The following is a 15,356-nucleotide window of genomic DNA, read 5'->3' as shown; positions in this document are numbered from 1 at the left end:
ATAGAAAGACAAAGTCATGCCTCCGCGCCTGCGCAGCTACTTGCCGATCCTCGACTGGGGCGCGCGCTATGACCACGCGGCGCTGTCGAACGACCTGATCGCCGCCGTCATCGTCACCATCATGCTGATCCCGCAGTCGCTGGCCTACGCGCTGCTGGCCGGGCTGCCGCCAGAGGCGGGCCTCTACGCCTCCATCGCGCCCATCGTCCTCTACGCGATCTTCGGCACCAGCCGGGCGCTGGCGGTTGGGCCGGTGGCGGTGGTGTCGCTGCTCACCGCCTCGGCCATCGGGCAGGTCGCGGAACAGGGCACGGCGGGCTACGCGGTGGCGGCGCTGACGCTGGCGTTCCTGTCGGGCGGCTTCCTGGTGCTGCTGGGTGTGTTGCGGCTGGGCTTCCTGGCCAATTTCCTCAGCCACCCGGTGATCGCGGGCTTCATCACCGCCTCGGGCATCCTGATCGCCACCAGCCAGCTCAGGCATATCCTCGGTGTCGATGGCTCGGGCCATACGCTGCCCGAGATGCTGCACGGTCTCTGGTCGCATCTGGGACAGATCAACGTCATCACCGGCCTGATCGGGCTGGCCGCCACGGCGTTTCTATATTGGGCGCGCAAGGGTCTGAAACCGGCGCTGCGCCGCGCGGGCCTTGGCGCCAGGGCGGCGGACGTGGCGACCAAGGCCGGGCCGGTAGCGGCGGTGGTGCTGACGACGCTGGCGGTCTGGGTGCTGGACCTCGACGCGCTAGGCGTGCGGATCGTCGGCGCGGTGCCGCAAAGCCTGCCGCCGCTGACTCTGCCCGGCCTCACGCCCGACTTGCTGGCCCAACTTCTGCTGCCCGCGATCCTGATTTCGGTGATCGGATTCGTCGAATCCGTCTCGGTCGCCCAGACGCTCGCCGCGAAGAAGCGCCAGCGTATCGATCCGGATCAGGAGCTGATCGGCCTCGGCGCCGCCAACCTTGGCGCCGCTTTCACCGGAGGCTTTCCGGTCACGGGCGGGTTTTCCCGCTCGGTGGTGAATTTCGACGCCGGCGCCGAAACACCCGCCGCAGGTGCCTTTACCGCCGCAGGTCTTGCCATCGCGGCGGTGGCGCTCACGCCGCTGGTCTATTACCTGCCCAACGCCACGCTCGCGGCGACGATCATCGTCGCGGTTCTCAGCCTCGTGGACGTCACCATCCTGCAGAAGACCTGGGCGTACAGCCGCGCCGATTTCACCGCCGTCGCCGCGACCATGGCGCTGACCCTGCTGGCGGGGGTCGAGGTCGGAGTCGGTGCGGGCGTCGGCCTGTCGATCCTGCTGCACCTTTTCAAGACCTCGCGCCCGCATGTGGCCGAGGTGGGCCGCGTTCCGGGGACCGAGCATTTCCGCAACATCCACCGGCACGAGGTCATCACCCAGGACGACCTTGTGACGCTGCGGGTGGACGAGAGCCTTTATTTCGCCAATGCGCGCTTTCTCGAGGACCTGCTGCAGGCGCGGGTCAGCGACGGCTGCGACGTGCGCAACGTGGTGCTGATGTTCTCGGCGGTGAACGCAGTGGATTACTCGGCGCTGGAAAGCCTCGAGGCGATCAACAGCCGACTGTCGGACATGGGCGTCGGTCTTCACCTGTCCGAGGTCAAGGGGCCGGTGATGGATCGGCTGCGGGCGACGCATTTCCTCGACCATCTGAACGGCAAGGTCTTCCTGTCGCAATTTCACGCATGGCAAGCCTTGGCCCGGCCCGAAACCGACCCGGCGCTGGCAACGCAATGATCAGGCGCGACGCCGCATGAACAGGCGCCAGACGCGCAGATCAGCCAGCACCTTGGCGGTGGCGGCAAGCGCGAGTGCGCAGAGCATCCATTTCGACACCGTGCCCATCGTCCCGTCGATCAGCGCGGCGTGGACGACGGTGGTGAGGACGACCACGGCGACCAGCGCGCTGTGACCGAGGCGGAAGCGCCGGGGCGACAGGCGCGGGCGCAGGGCCGCTACCAGCGCCGCCGCAAAGGTGGCCCACATGGCGATCACGCCCCAGGCGGAGAACGATGTGGCCGAGGTGAAGGTCAGCGCATCCACCACGTCCGGCGGACTTGTGATCCAGAGGCCGCCCACATGCACAAGGACGGCGACCAAAAGACCAACGCCGATGAACCGGTGCACATACCGACTGCGCCGCATGCCAAGGCCGGGCAGGAGCCCGCCCGCCAGCAAAGGTTGCAGCAACAGACAAGAAAGGCCGATCACACCGGCAAGACCCGCCGCGATATAGACCGGCTGGCGCCATTCCAGCAGCGGGCTGGTGGCGGCCACGGCGACAGGTCCGCCAAGGGCCGCCGCCAGACCGCCCCAGAGCAATGCGGATTTGATCCGGGGCGTCACGCTCAGGCGGGTTGCAGGACGAAATCGGCCTGCAGCGACGTGTCGCGCGCGCTGGCCATCACCGGGCGCAGGAACACGGTCTGAAAATCGCCGCTGTCATAGGCGAGATGCCCGTGCGCCTGTCCGAAGGCCGGCACGATCTGCGGCATGTCCATCTGGAACTGCCCATTGGCGTCGGTCAGCGTGGCGCCATGGCTCTGCGGGTCGCGCTCGTGGCCTTCGGTCGTATGCGCCCAGATCTGGATGCGCTGGTTCGGCAGCGGTGCGCCGTCGCCGGCGCGGCGCACGGTGCCGGTCATCAGGAACCCGCCGCCGCCGATGCTTTCGACGATGGGTGCGCCGGGACGGTAGTTGTTGGCCCCGCCGCGCATCGACGGCGTGGGCGCCACGCCCTGCGCGCGGGCAGGCACGATCAGGCCGTTTGCCGCGGTGAGGATCATCGCACCGGCTCCGGCGAGGACGGTACGGCGATTGGGGTGATCAAATGTCATGTCGGTCCTCCGTCTCTGGACGCGTGTTGCAGGCGTTACGGGTTTGATTGCTTCATAACATAGACACGCACGGATCGTTGGCGAACCGGTTGCACAGCATCGTGAAGACCGCCGTGCGGAGACGGGTCGGAGTGTGAGACTAGCGAACCATGGGACTTCTTTGGGGCGGTTTCCGCCAGCTTGAAGTCACGTAGCCCGATCTTGAGACGGCAAAGAGAGCGCCCAGTTTCCAAGCGCGGCTTGTCCGAAACGAGCGCAGCCCCAGAGCAACGTTGCGGACGAAGCGGACGTTGCCAAGCCGCGCATCGACGGGCCGCGGTGCGGCGATGCAACGTATCTGTGGCAGAGCTTTATGCCCGCAGATCCGAAAGAGATCGGATCGGTGCGATTGTGGCAGACACATCGCCGTGCCGGGGGGCGGCCCGGCGATGCGCGGCGGCCTTCGGCCTTGATTCCGCGCGGGCGAGAGTTGCGAAAGGCTCGTCGCCGATCCTCAGGGCGTCATGAATCGGCGCGTCCGCAACGCGCGCAAAGGACATGACTGGCACGCCGACCAAGGCCACAGCGCCATCCGAAGTCCATTGCCGGACCCGACAGGGCGGAGGCGTCGATCATTCATCAAGGGAAACTGGTCGGAGTGAGAGGATTCGAACCTCCGACCCCCTGCTCCCGAAGCAGGTGCGCTACCAGGCTGCGCTACACTCCGACCGTGCGGGCGGGATAGTGCGTAACGCGCGGTTTGGCAAGGGGTCAGTCGCGCCGCGCGGTTCGACGTGCAAAGAGCTGCAAGAGCGTGCTGATCCGCGGCAGGATCGCGGTATCGTAGCGGCTGCGATTGCGCAGCACCGGCGTGTTCTCGGAGGCGCCGCCGCCGCCTTCGCGCAGCACGATGTAGACGCCGCTGGCGATGATGATCGCCGCACCGAAGAGCGTCACGCCATCGGGCCATTCGTCGAAGAAGGCCGCGCCGAAGACCACCGCCCAGAGGATCTGAGAATACTGCATGGGCGCCACGATCACCGCCTCGGCCGCCTTGTAGGCGTAGATGATGACGACCGAGGCGACAAAGCCCAGCACCGCCATGGTCGCGTTGAGCGCCAGGTGTTCCAGCGGCATCGGCACGTAGACGAAGGCCGTAAGCGCGCCCATCACAACAAAATTCGTCAGCATCGGGTAGAGCACCAGCACCTCGGCGCGTTCGTCGTTGCCGATCTTGCGCACGATGATCGAGGCAAGCGCCGATCCGACGGCGGCCACCAGCCCGGCAAGGTGCGCGGGCGTCAGGGCGGTGACCCCGGGGCGCAGCACCACGATCACGCCGCAAAGGCCGACGATCACCGCGATCCAGCGGCGCAGGCGCACGCGCTCGCCCAGGATCGGGATCGACAGGATGGTGATGATCAGCGGCGCCGCGAAGATCAGCGCGTAAACCTGCGCCAGCGGCAGGTTCGAAAAGGCATAGAAGGCGGCACCGCCGGTGATCACCGCGGCCGCGGTGCGGATCGCGGTCCACCAGGGATGCACCGGGCGCAGGTGGCCGGGCTGCGAATCGCGGATCAGCATGACCACCACCAGCGGAAAGCTGAACAGCACGCTGAAGAACACGATCTGGAACGGGCTGTAGGTCGCGCCCAGCCCCTTCACGATCAGGTCGTGCGTGGCGTAGAGGGCAAAGGACAAAAGCGACAGCAGCGCGCCCCTGGCATTGGGTCCCATGACGGCTCCGCGGAAATGGTGGCGTTAACATCGCCTCCTTAGAACGGGGCGCGGGCAAGGGGAAACACAAAAGCCGCGACAGGCGGGCTTCAGCGCAGTTCGATCTGCACCCGCGCCGCGCGACCGGCGCTGTCGATCACCGAAAGGGTGGAAAAGCCGGGTTCGGTCAGCGGCACGGTAAAGGCCGGTTGGCGGAGGTTGGCGGCGATCACCGCGCCGTTGGCCAGCACCGTGTAGGGCGGGGCGCCGTCGCGCAAGCGCATCGGCACGCCGTCGCCGCCTGCCATCCGCGCGCCGTCGGGGGGGAAGGCGAGGGTCAGCGGCGGCACGTTCGGTTCGGTTCCCGCGCCGAAGCGGCGCAGCGGCAGCGGCAACTCGGCGTTCGCGACCAGCAGCGCGTCGGGAGGCGGCGGCGGCAGCGGTTCGTGCCGCACCTGACCCAGCACCTCGAACAGCAGCGGCGCGGCGAGGTCGCCGCCGAAGGCGCCCGGCACCGGCGTGCCGTCGGGCCGGCCCATCCAGACGCCGGCCACGTGCCGCCCGTCGAAGCCGATGGCCAGCGCGTCGCGGTGGCCGTAGGACGTCCCTGTCTTGAAGGCCACGCGCCCCGGTTGGCCGGCACCGGGCGGCGGCGCGATCCCGGCCAGCACATGCCCGACCGACCAGGCAGCGCGGGCGCTCATCACCCGTTCGGCCTCTGCCGTGGCGGCGTCCATCCGCCAGCGCAGGGGCCGCGCATCGCCCTGCTGCGCCAGCATCGCGTAGACCTGCACGAGGTCTTCGAGCGCGAGGCCCAGCCCGCCAAGGCTGATCGCCAGCCCGGCCTGTCCGCCGGGCAGGGCGGGCGTGGCGCCGCTGCGGCGCAAAGCGGCCATCACATGCGCCGGTCCCAGCGCCTCGGTCAGCCGCACCACGGGAATGTTGAGCGACAGCTGCAGCGCCCGCGCCACCGACAGCTCGCCGCGGAACACGCCGTCGAAATTCTGCGGCGCGTATCGGCCGAACTGCACGGGCGTGTCCGAGATCAGCGTTTCGGGATGCGCCAGCCCGCGGTCGAAGGCCAGCCCGTAGACCAGCGGTTTCAGCGTCGAGCCGGGCGAGCGCAGCGCCCGGGTCATGTCGACGAAGCCCTGCCCGGCGCCGGTGTCGTATCCCGGCGATCCGACCGAGGCGAGGATGTCTCCGGTCTCGTGATCCGCCAGGACGATGGCCAGCGACAGCCGCGGGTCGCGGCGCGCCATGGCGCGTGTCGCCAGCTGTTCCAGACGCGCCTGCAGGCGGGCGTCCACGGTCAAGGGATGCCGCCCCGGTCCGATTGCCACGGCCCGGTCGGCCAGGTGCGGCGCCAGCATCGGCATCGGCAGGCGCCTGTCCGGCGACGGGTCGCGCCGGGCTGCCGCAGCCGCCTCCGCGCTCAGCACGCCGGCGTCGGCCATTCGCGCCAGCACCCGATCGCGGGCTGCATGGGCTGCGTCGGGAAAGCGGTCCGGGCGGCGGGCCTCGGGCGCCTGCGGCAGGGCCACCAGCAGCGCCGCCTCGGCCGGGGTCAGGCGCAGCGGTTCCTTGCCGAAGTACGACAGCGTCGCGGCGCGCAGCCCCTCGATATTGCCGCCGTAGGGCGCCAGGTGCAGGTAGAGCGACAGGATCTGCGTCTTGTCCAGCCGCCGCTCCAGCGCCAGCGCCACACGCACCTGCCGCAGCTTGCCGCGCCAGTCGCCGGTCGGCCCGTCCTCGAGCAGACGCGCCACCTGCATCGTCAGCGTCGAGCCGCCCGAGACCACGCGCCCCGCACGTATCGTCTGGCTGGTCGCGCGCAGCATCGCCCAGGCATCGACCCCACCGTGCCCGTGGAACCGCTTGTCCTCGTAGGCCAGCAGCATCCGCAGGAACAGCGGATCGACCCGGTCGGCGGACACCGCCATGCGCCAGAAATCTCCCGGCACCGTGTAGGCGCGCAGCAGCGTGCCATCGCGCGCCCGCACCTCGGCCGAGGTGTCGTGCACCAGCGGCGGCAGCACCGTGTCGGCGATCCACAGGTCCAGACGGTCCCGTGCCAGCGCCCCGGACCAGAGCACCAGCACCAGCGCCAGCAGCCAGCGTTCAGGGCGCATGATTCGCTTCCCAGAGGTCCGGGTAGAGCGTGACGAACCCGTGCTCGTTCACCTTGAGCTGGGTCTGGTAGCCGGTCTGCGCGGCGGTGTAATGCACAAGGCCGCCGCGGGCGCGGGTATAGGTCTGGTCCAGCGGCTCCAGCGGCAGGTCGGGACTGCGCAGCCAGGCCGCGCGCACCGTCATGCGGCCGATGTCGGGCAGGCGCCGCAGCGGCATCAGGTTGGTGGCGGGGGTGAAGCCCAGGTCGATGTCCACCGCGCCCGCGAGCTGCGGCTGTGGCGCGTCGTTGACAGTCCAGTCGTTTCCCAGATGCAGCACGTGTAGCGCGATCTTGTCGCCGCCGTGCAGGCCGGAGATATCGGCGCTCGTGGTGTGCCAGTCGGTATCGCAGCGCACGACGTAATCGAGCGCCGACCAGTCGCCGTCGATGCCGAAGCGTGCATGGCCCACCAGCATCCAGCCGCTGGGCAGCTGGCTCAGCCGGCAGCTGTCCTCACCCGAGCGGTCGAGGGCGCGCCAGTGCAGGGTGGCGACGGTGCGTGCGGTCATGGCGCGATGCTGACCTGCCCGGTCTCGGTGCGGGCACGGTATTGCGGGCGGTACATGTCCTCGACCGAGGCGGCGGGATGATGGAACGTGCCGGGGCTCACGGCCCGGACGATATAGGCCAGCCGCAAGGGCCGGTCGCTGCGCCAGTTCACCGCCGCGAGGAACCGGTCGGCGCGGAATTCGGCATGTTCGGCCTCGGCCGTTTCGAGCCATTCCAATGCCGCGATATCTCCTCCGCGCAGCAGGTTGGGGTTGTCGATCTCGAACCCCGCGGGCAGCGGATCGTCGATCATCAGCCGTGCGCCGGTCTCTTCGGCCGGGCGCACGGTCAGCACCGTCACCAGCCGGTCGCCCTGCGCCACGGGGCTGTCCAGCGGCGTGCCATCCATGCGGAAATAGGCGCGTTCTATGGCATAGCCGTATCCGCCCGCCGGGGCCGGAACCTCGGGCACGCCGAGGGTCGTCAGCGTGATGTCGGTGGGTCCGGTGCCGGTGTTGGCGATTTCCTGCGCGGTCAGCGCATCGCCCTCCAGCCGCCGCACGAAGGGCCCGGTGACCGGCGTGCCGTCGACCGTCAGGCCTGACACCGTCGGGTCTTGCACCAGCGCATGGGCGGCCAGCAGCGCCCAGCTTTGCTCCTGCGTGGACAGGGTGCGGCCGGCGGCGGCGACCCGCGTCACCAGGGCCTCGCGGTCCACGGCGGTCGACCCGTTCTCCGCCGCCAGCGTCAGCAGCCCCGCCGCGTCGCGCAGCGCTGTGCCGTAATCCTCGCGCCAGACCGGCGCATCGTCCTGCGGCGCAGCAGAGAGTCGCGCGGCAGCCTTGGCGAACATCGCATCGGCGCGGGTCTGGTCGCCGTATTGCGCCAGCGCGGCGCCCAGCTGCGCCAAGGCCAGGGGCGTGGCAAAGCTGTCGGACTTGGTGTCGGCATAGTAGCGCAGGTCGCCCATCGCCGCCTGTCCTTCGCGCGCCAAGACCATCAGCGCATAGGCGATGTCGGCGCCGCCGCCGTTGCTGTCGGCATCGAAATCCGGCGCATAGGAAATCCGGTTGCGCAGATTGTCGAGGGCCGCGTCGAAGGCGCGCTGCGGCACGTCATGTCCGGCGGCGCGGGCGCGGCCCAGGAAATCCGTGACGTACCCATCGAGCCAGAAATCCCCCGAATCCGCCCGCCAGAGGCCGAAGGCGCCGCCTGCCGTCTGCCGGGTCAGGATTCGCGTCACCGCCTCGTCGATGCGGGTTTCCATCCGGTCCCGGTCGCCCAGCCCCATCGCCTCGGTCACGGACGACAGGTACAGCAGCGGCATCGCCTGCGATGCCACCTGTTCGGTGCAGCCATAGGGATAGCGGTCGAGCGATGCGATCAGCCCGGGCGCGTCGAGCCGCGCCAACGGTCCGGCCGAGAGGTACGCCGACGCCGTGTCGGGCCGCAACCCGTCGAACACCGCGCCGTCCAGCGTGAAGGTCTGCCCGGGCGCGAGGCTGAAGCGCCGCGTGGCCGAGACCGGCGGATCGTTGGCCCGAATGCCCAGCGTCAGAGTCTTGTCCAGCCGCGTGCCGTCCGGCGTGGTCAGGGCCACGCGCAGCGTCGGGTCGCCGGGCTGACCGGCGGTCAGCGGCACCGTGATACGCTGCGTGGCGCCTGCCGCAAGGTCAAACTCGGACGGCAGGGCGGAGGTGTCGAGTTGCAGCCCCGCATCGGAGACGACCTCGATCCCCATGCGGCCTGCCGGACCCGAGGCGTGCACGATGTCCAGCTGCAGCCGGGTGCTGTCGCCGGGGGCGAGGAACCGAGGCAGGGCGGCACTCACCACCACCGGGTCTCGCACCAGCACATCCGCTTCGGCCTCTCCGACGCCGTTTGCCGTCCAGGCCACGGCCATCAGCCGCACGGTGCCGTTGAATTCGGGAATGTCGAAGGAGAGGGCGGCGGTGCCATCCGGCCCGACAGTGATCGGTCCCGAGAACAGCGCCACCAGCTCTTCGGTCGGCGGCGGGGATTGCAGGCGCATGTCCGACAGCGCATCGCCGCCCGACCGAACCTGCCCCATGGCGCCGTTCATGCCGTCGATGAGGCGGCCATAGACATCGCGGATCTCGACTCCCAGCCGCCGTTGCCCGAAGTAATGCGCGGACGGATCGGGGCTGTCGAACCCGGTGAGGTTGAGGATGCCCAGGTCAACCGCGGCGACGGTGGCATAGGCGGTGTCGCCCTCTGCCGCGCCGTCGACGCGCAGCGTGGCCTCCAGCGGTCCGCGCGGCTGCGACTCTGCCGGCGCGTCGAGGCTGACCGACAGCCGCTTGTCGCCGGGGTCGATGCCGGCATGGGCGAGGCCAAGGCTCCGTGCCGGGTTCTGGCCCGCCGCCACGTCCATCGGGCGGATCACCTGCGCGGTGACGTAAGCGCCTGCGCCCCAGTCGTCCGTCACCTCGAGCGGGATCACCGTCTCGCCTTCGCCGACCTCGACCGCCTGCATGGAGATCACCCGGTCGGCCAGCACGGTGACCAGCGCCGTGCCCGCGTAGCGCGGCACGATGCGCAGCTCTGCCGTGTCGCCGGGGCGATAGGCTTCGGCATCGAGCGACAGCTCCAGCGTGTCGGGCGTGGCGGAAGTGTTGGCGGGCGCGTACCAGCCCGCGTAGAGCTCGACCGACGACGCGACATAGGCGCCGTCGCTGCGTTCCACGACCAGCTCGTACCGGCCCCATTCCACCGGCGCCTCGACCGTCACAGGGTCCACGCCCAGTGTCGCGTCGCCGGTCGCGACGCTGCTGCGGGTGGTGACCGGTTCCCAGTCCCAGTTGCCGTAAAGCTCGTACCACTGGTAGCGCGTGGTGATCCGGTTGAGCGTCCAGCGGACCTCCATCTCGGCCGGTTCAAGCTCAGGGCTCACCGCACGCAGTTCGAACCCGGCGCGGGTGTTCTCGGCCACCACTCCATCGAAGAGCGGCCTGATGCCGATCATCGGCGCGGCGGGGGCAACGGGGCGGGTGATGCGGCGTTCGACCGGGCGGCCCGATCCTTCGGACAGGCGCAGGGTCGCTGTCATCTCGAACGGCGTGCCATCGGTTTCCGGCTCCGGCAGCGTCAGCGCGATGCTGGCACTGCCCCCGGCGTCGGTGCGCAGATCGCCGGGCAGGCTGCGGGCGGTGCGTCCCGTCTCGGCGTCGAAGCGGCCGAAGAGGTAGCCGGGATAGGCGTCGAGGCTGCGCTGCGGCGCCAGAGACACCTCGCCCTCGATTGGCAGGTCGGCCCCCGGCGCGCCAAAGAGGTAACGGGCGTAGACGTCGAGCCTTGGCGGTTCGGAGACCCGGATCGGCCCCTCGGGCAGGGTCAGGTCGAAGTCGATCTTCTCGGGCACGAAATCCTCGACCAGCAGGGTGCGGTCGGCGAGCGGCGGGGCCTCGGGGTCGGCGAAAAGCGCCAGCCGCCAGGTACCGCGCGGCACCGAAGGCGCCAGCGGCAGGTCGAAGACATGACCGCCGGCGCGATCCTCGGTCGACACGAGGCGCGCATGTTCCACCCCGTCGGGCCGGGTCAGCACCGCCGTCACCGGCAGGTCCGGCAAGGCGGCGGCCTGCGCATCGCGCATCAGCGCGGTGGCATGGATCACCTCTCCGGCGCGATAGGCCCCGCGGTCGGTGGCGAGGAAGGCGTCGATGGCGCCGGCGGGCGCGCGCCCCTCGACGCCCCGGTCCGACAGGTCGAAGGCCGGATCGGTGAGCGACAGGAAGGCCATGTCGTCATCGCCTCGCGTCGCCATGACCAGCGCCGGGGCCGCCCCGCCGGTGCCCCGCATCAGACCCGCGCCGAAGCGTGCGACGCCCTCCGCGTCGGTCTGCGCCGTGTCGAGCACCCGGTTCGATGCGGAGAGCAGCGTGACCTCCAGCCCCTCGAGCGCCGCGGCATCGCCCAGACCGCGGGCAAAGACCGTGAGCCCGTCGGTGCCTGCGAGCGTGGTCAGGCCGATGTCCGACAGGATGAACCATTGCGTCGCGCCCGGGTCGTCGTAGACATCGACCCCCGGCACCGCCGCGGACAATGTGTAAACCCCGGCGGGCAGGTCGCCCAGCACATCGCCCATCGGCAGGCGGGTCAGCACGTCGGCGTTCAGCCGGTTCTCGACCGTGCCTTTGCCGGTCCAGATCTCCTCGGCGATCTGGTCGTCGAAGCGCTGCTTCTGGTACTGCGACAGGGGGCGTCCGAAGTAATCGTCCTGCATGGTGCGCAGCAGGTTGCGGTCGCTGACCCGACGCAGGGTCAGATCGACTTCGGAGAGGTTCACCGTCTCGATCGGGATGCCCGCATCGGCGCTGCGCGGCAGCACGTAGGCGCGGCCGGGGAACCGAAGGTCGGGTTGACGGTCGCGGACGTAGAGGTCGAGGCTCACGTCCTTCACCGTCTCTTCGCCGCTGGCGGCGGGCAGACCGGCGCGGAAGGTGATGCGGTAGCGGCTGCCGTGGGTCACGCCCTCGACACAGACGCGGCGGTCCTCGGCCTGCACGGCGAGGCGCGGATCGGGCAGGCCGACGAAAGGTGTGTAATCGAGACCGGCCCGAACCAGCGGTTCCGAGAATTCGGCGCAGATGCGCGGGCTGGCGAGGTCCGATTCCACCGTGTGCTCGACGATGCGGAAGCCGTATTTGCCGATGGCCTCGTCGAGCAAAGCGGTGATCTCGGGCCGCGGCGCCAGTGCGTCGGCCAGCCGCAGCGCCGGGATCGTCTCGGACCCGCGGTTGTCGTCTTCCAACGCGCGGGCCAGGGTCAGCAACGCCTCGGCGCGCAGCGGCGCGGGACCGGCGCGCAGGTAGGCGTTGATCGCGGCAAGCCGCACGCGGTCGCGGAAATTCCGGGCCTCGGAGCCGTTCAGCGTCGCGGCAAAGCGCTCCGACAGCCGCGCGTAATCCAGCCAGCCCGCCGCCGCGTCGGTCTGCGCGAGCGCCGCCCCGGTCCAGTGCACGGCGCTGCGCAGGTTGCCTGCGGCCTCCTGCTCGCGCGCGGTCTGGGTCAGCTGGTCCACCGTCCACTGCCCGCCGCCGTGGCGCACGGCGAGCGCTTCGGCCTCGTCCCGCGCCGCGGCAAGGTCGCCGCGTTCGAGAAAGCCAAGGTCGGTGGCGCGGGCGGGGGCGAGGCTCAGCGTGTCGGGGTCGGTGGGCAGCACCTGCGCCGAGATCGCACCTTCGTAGGGCTGCCGGTCGCTGATCGTGCTTTTCGGGAAACAGGCATTGGATCGGCTGTTGAAGGTGAAGGCCCGGCAGGCGGAATTGTTGAGGCAGGCGGCCTGGCAGGCGTCGAGCGTGGTGTCGAACAGCGCCTGAAGATCGGCGCCGTAGAAATCCACGTCGCGGGTGACCACAAGCCGCCGGTCGGGCACCGGGGTCCCGTCCGTGGCCTGCGCCAGCGCCGGACCGGCCAGCAACAGCATAAAGGCGAGGGCGGACAGGATGGGGCGCATGACAAATCTCCCGATGCGGAAATATCTTATCGTGGCATGCCGGGTGCCGCACTGGCAACGATTCCCCCACCCCATCCAAAGCTCGGCGGTTAAACGGATATTCACCACCATCCGCCAAGACGGTTCCCGGCGGGACGGAGGGCGGCATGGACATCGCCAAGAAGCTGGCAGAGGAACGGCGCGCGCGGCTGGCGGCGGAGCGCCTGCTCGAACTCAAGCAGGCAGAGCTTTTTGCGGCGAACCGCAAGCTGGGCCTGCATGCCAAGCAGCTGGGCCACGAGATCGTCGAAACCAGGGCCGAAGTCGCCACCGTCCGGACCGAGAACCAGCGGGTGAAATCCGCGCTCGGCGTGGCGCAGCAAAAGATCGTCGTGGTCGAAAGTCAGCTCTGGAAAGCGCTTGAGACGGTGCGCGACGGCTTTGCCATGTTCAATGCCGACCGGCTGCTGGAACTGGCCAACCCGTCCTACCTGCGCATCTTCGATGGGCTCGACACGATCCGCCCCGGCGCGAGCTTTGCCCATGTGGTCGACATGATGGTCGAAGAAGGCATCGTCGACCTGCAGGGCGAAGCGCCGGAGACATGGAAACTGCGCATGCTGTCGCGCTGGGACGAAACCCCGATCCCGCCCGAAACCATCCGCCTCTGGACCGGGCAATTCATCAAGATTCAGGACCGCCGCACCCCGGACGGCGGCATCGTGAGCCTTGCCGTCGACATGACCGATCTCATGCGGATGTGGTCGGCGATGCATGAGATCCCCGACGGTTTCGTACTCTATGATGCCGAGGACCGGCTGCTGGTCTGCAACGAGCCCTGCCGCCGACTTTACGCGCAAAGCGCCGATGCCATCGTCCCGGGCGCCACCTTCGAAGAGATCCTGCGCGCCGGTCTGGCCAGGGGTCAGTACCTCGATGCCATCGGTCGCGAGGAGGACTGGCTCGAGGAACGGCTGGCCCATCATCGCCGCCCGATGACCGAGCTGGAACAGCGCCTGCCCGACGGCAGATGGATCAGGGTCTTCGAAAAGCAAACCTCGGACGGCGGGCGGGTCGGGCTGCGCATCGACATCTCCTCGCTCAAGGCGACCGAGGCCGACCTCAAGGCGGCGCGCGAACGCGCCGAGGCGGCCAACCGGGCGAAATCGACCTTCCTCGCCAACATGAGCCACGAGATCCGCACGCCCATGAACGGCGTCGTCGGTATGGCCGACCTGCTGCTCGAGGCCGATCTGAGCGAGGAACAACGGCTCTATGCCGAAACGATCCGCAATTCCGGCGAGTCGCTTCTGGTGATCATCAACGACGTGCTGGATTATTCCAAGATCGAGGCCGACAAGCTGATCCTGCACCCCGAGCCCTTCGATCTGGAAAAGGCCGTGCACGAGGTGATGATGCTGCTGCAGCCGATCGCGCGCGACAAGGGCCTGGCGCTGCTGGTGGATTACGACATGTTCCTGCCGACGCGGTTCATCGGCGATCCGGGGCGGCTGCGGCAGGTGCTGACCAACCTTCTGGGCAACGCGGTGAAATTCACCGTTCAGGGCCATGTGCTGGTGCGGCTTCTGGGCGTGCCGCAGGACGACGGCCGGATCGCCCTGACCCTCACCGTGGAGGACACCGGCATCGGCATTCCACACGACAAGATCGAGCACGTCTTCGGCGAATTCAACCAGGTCGAGGACGACCGCAACCGCCAGTTCGAAGGCACCGGCCTGGGCCTGGCGATCACCCGCCGGCTGGTCACCCTCATGGACGGCGAGATCTGGGTCGAGTCGGAGCTTGGCCGCGGGTCGTGCTTCGGATTCCGCGTGACCTTGCCGGTGGACGAACCCGTCGAGGTGCCGGGTATCGCCCTGCCTGCCCAGATGCGCCGCGCGCTGGTGGTCGACGATCTTGGCCCCAATCGCAGCATCCTGGCCCGACAGCTCGAATTTCTTGGCCTGCAGGTCGATTTCTGCCAGACCGGCGGAGACGCGCTGGATGCCATGACCGATCCTGCCGACCTCGTGGTGATCGAACAGGATCTGCCCGATACCGACGGCCTGACTCTGGCCGCAAAGCTGCGACATCAGGGCCGTGCCTGTCCGATCCTCGTGATGAGCGGCTCACCCGCCGCCCTCAACGGCGATCCGGCGCGCACCGCGGTGCAGGCGGTCCTGCAAAAGCCGGTGCAGCGCCGGACGCTGTTCACCGCGCTTGCCGCGTTGAACACCGGGGCTGCGGCGCCGCCCCAGGCAGCGCCCGCAAAGGCACATCCGGGCGGGTCGCTGCGGGTCTTGCTGGCCGAAGACAACAAGACCAATCAGATGGTCTTCCGCAAGATGGTCAAGGCGCTCGACCTCGACCTGCGCATCGCCAACGATGGGTTCGAGGCGGTCGCGGCCTTTCAGGAGGCGCGGCCCCACCTTGTCTTCATGGACATTTCCATGCCCGGCATGGACGGCAAACAGGCGACCCGCGAAATCCGCGGGCTGGAAGGCGCGGGGCCGCATGTGCCGATCGTGGCGGTGACCGCCCATGCGATGGACGGCGACCGCGCGGCGATCCTTGCGGCGGGATTGGACGACTACCTCACGAAACCGCTGCGCAAGGCCGATCTTGTCGCGATGATCGCGAAATACGGCACCCTCACAGCGACGGCGGCGCGGGCGTGATGCGCCG

At 69.1% G+C, this 15,356-nt stretch carries 8 protein-coding genes and 1 tRNA gene; 2 read left to right on the top strand and 7 right to left on the bottom strand.

The annotated features are described in order from the left end of the window. Positions 1-16 precede the first annotated feature (16 nt). A complete protein-coding gene (locus tag DU478_RS01120) occupies positions 17-1,759 on the top strand; it encodes a SulP family inorganic anion transporter (RefSeq protein WP_114509082.1) in 1,743 nt (580 codons plus the stop codon). On the opposite strand, the gene DU478_RS01115 is transcribed toward DU478_RS01120, so the two are convergent. The 7 genes from DU478_RS01115 to DU478_RS01085 form a co-directional block, all read right to left on the bottom strand. Further along, complete coding sequence (locus DU478_RS01115) at positions 1,760-2,368, bottom strand: ferric reductase-like transmembrane domain-containing protein (RefSeq protein WP_114509081.1); 609 nt, start codon at positions 2,366-2,368, stop codon at positions 1,760-1,762. 2 nt (positions 2,369-2,370) lie between these two features. Then, complete coding sequence (locus DU478_RS01110; RefSeq protein ID WP_114509080.1) at positions 2,371-2,859, bottom strand: peptidase associated/transthyretin-like domain-containing protein; 489 nt, start codon at positions 2,857-2,859, stop codon at positions 2,371-2,373. Positions 2,860-3,488: 629 nt separating this feature from the next. Continuing rightward, positions 3,489-3,565 (bottom strand) — tRNA-Pro (locus DU478_RS01105). A 44-nt stretch (positions 3,566-3,609) separates the two neighbouring features. After that, positions 3,610-4,575, bottom strand: a complete 966-nt coding sequence (locus DU478_RS01100) for a DMT family transporter (RefSeq protein ID WP_114509079.1) — start codon at positions 4,573-4,575, stop codon at positions 3,610-3,612. A gap of 89 nt (positions 4,576-4,664) precedes the next feature. Continuing rightward, positions 4,665-6,686, bottom strand: a complete 2,022-nt coding sequence (gene pbpC / locus DU478_RS01095; RefSeq protein WP_114509078.1) for a penicillin-binding protein 1C — start codon at positions 6,684-6,686, stop codon at positions 4,665-4,667. Beyond that, positions 6,676-7,236 carry a putative glycolipid-binding domain-containing protein gene (locus tag DU478_RS01090; RefSeq protein WP_114509077.1) on the bottom strand — a complete coding sequence of 187 codons (561 nt, stop codon included), beginning with the start codon at positions 7,234-7,236 and terminating at the stop codon, positions 6,676-6,678. Before DU478_RS01090 ends, pbpC begins: the two co-directional genes overlap by 11 nt. Then, positions 7,233-12,692: an alpha-2-macroglobulin family protein gene (locus tag DU478_RS01085; RefSeq protein ID WP_114509076.1), complete on the bottom strand. Its 5,460-nt coding sequence runs from the start codon at positions 12,690-12,692 to the stop codon at positions 7,233-7,235. The genes DU478_RS01090 and DU478_RS01085 overlap by 4 nt, the downstream gene beginning before the upstream one ends. A 146-nt stretch (positions 12,693-12,838) precedes the next feature. On the opposite strand from DU478_RS01085, the gene DU478_RS01080 reads away from it, so the two are divergent. Beyond that, complete coding sequence (locus DU478_RS01080; RefSeq protein WP_114509075.1) at positions 12,839-15,349, top strand: response regulator; 2,511 nt, start codon at positions 12,839-12,841, stop codon at positions 15,347-15,349. Positions 15,350-15,356 lie beyond the last annotated feature (7 nt).

Origin of the sequence: Thalassococcus profundi, assembly GCF_003344785.1 — a bacterium.
In the GTDB taxonomy this organism is placed as follows: Bacteria; Pseudomonadota; Alphaproteobacteria; order Rhodobacterales; family Rhodobacteraceae; genus Puniceibacterium; species Puniceibacterium profundi.
This window is presented reverse-complemented; position numbering and strand designations above follow the sequence as displayed.

Bases quoted from the DNA above. Each gene is read 5' to 3' on its own strand.
- DU478_RS01120 (WP_114509082.1), top strand. From the start codon at position 17: ATGCCTCCGCGCCTGCGCAGCTACTTGCCGATCCTCGACTGGGGCGCG.
- DU478_RS01110 (WP_114509080.1), bottom strand. From the start codon at position 2,859: ATGACATTTGATCACCCCAATCGCCGTACCGTCCTCGCCGGAGCCGGT.
- DU478_RS01100 (WP_114509079.1), bottom strand. From the start codon at position 4,575: ATGGGACCCAATGCCAGGGGCGCGCTGCTGTCGCTTTTGTCCTTTGCC.
- pbpC (WP_114509078.1), bottom strand. From the start codon at position 6,686: ATGCGCCCTGAACGCTGGCTGCTGGCGCTGGTGCTGGTGCTCTGGTCC.
- DU478_RS01090 (WP_114509077.1), bottom strand. From the start codon at position 7,236: ATGACCGCACGCACCGTCGCCACCCTGCACTGGCGCGCCCTCGACCGC.
- DU478_RS01085 (WP_114509076.1), bottom strand. From the start codon at position 12,692: ATGCGCCCCATCCTGTCCGCCCTCGCCTTTATGCTGTTGCTGGCCGGT.
- DU478_RS01080 (WP_114509075.1), top strand. From the start codon at position 12,839: ATGGACATCGCCAAGAAGCTGGCAGAGGAACGGCGCGCGCGGCTGGCG.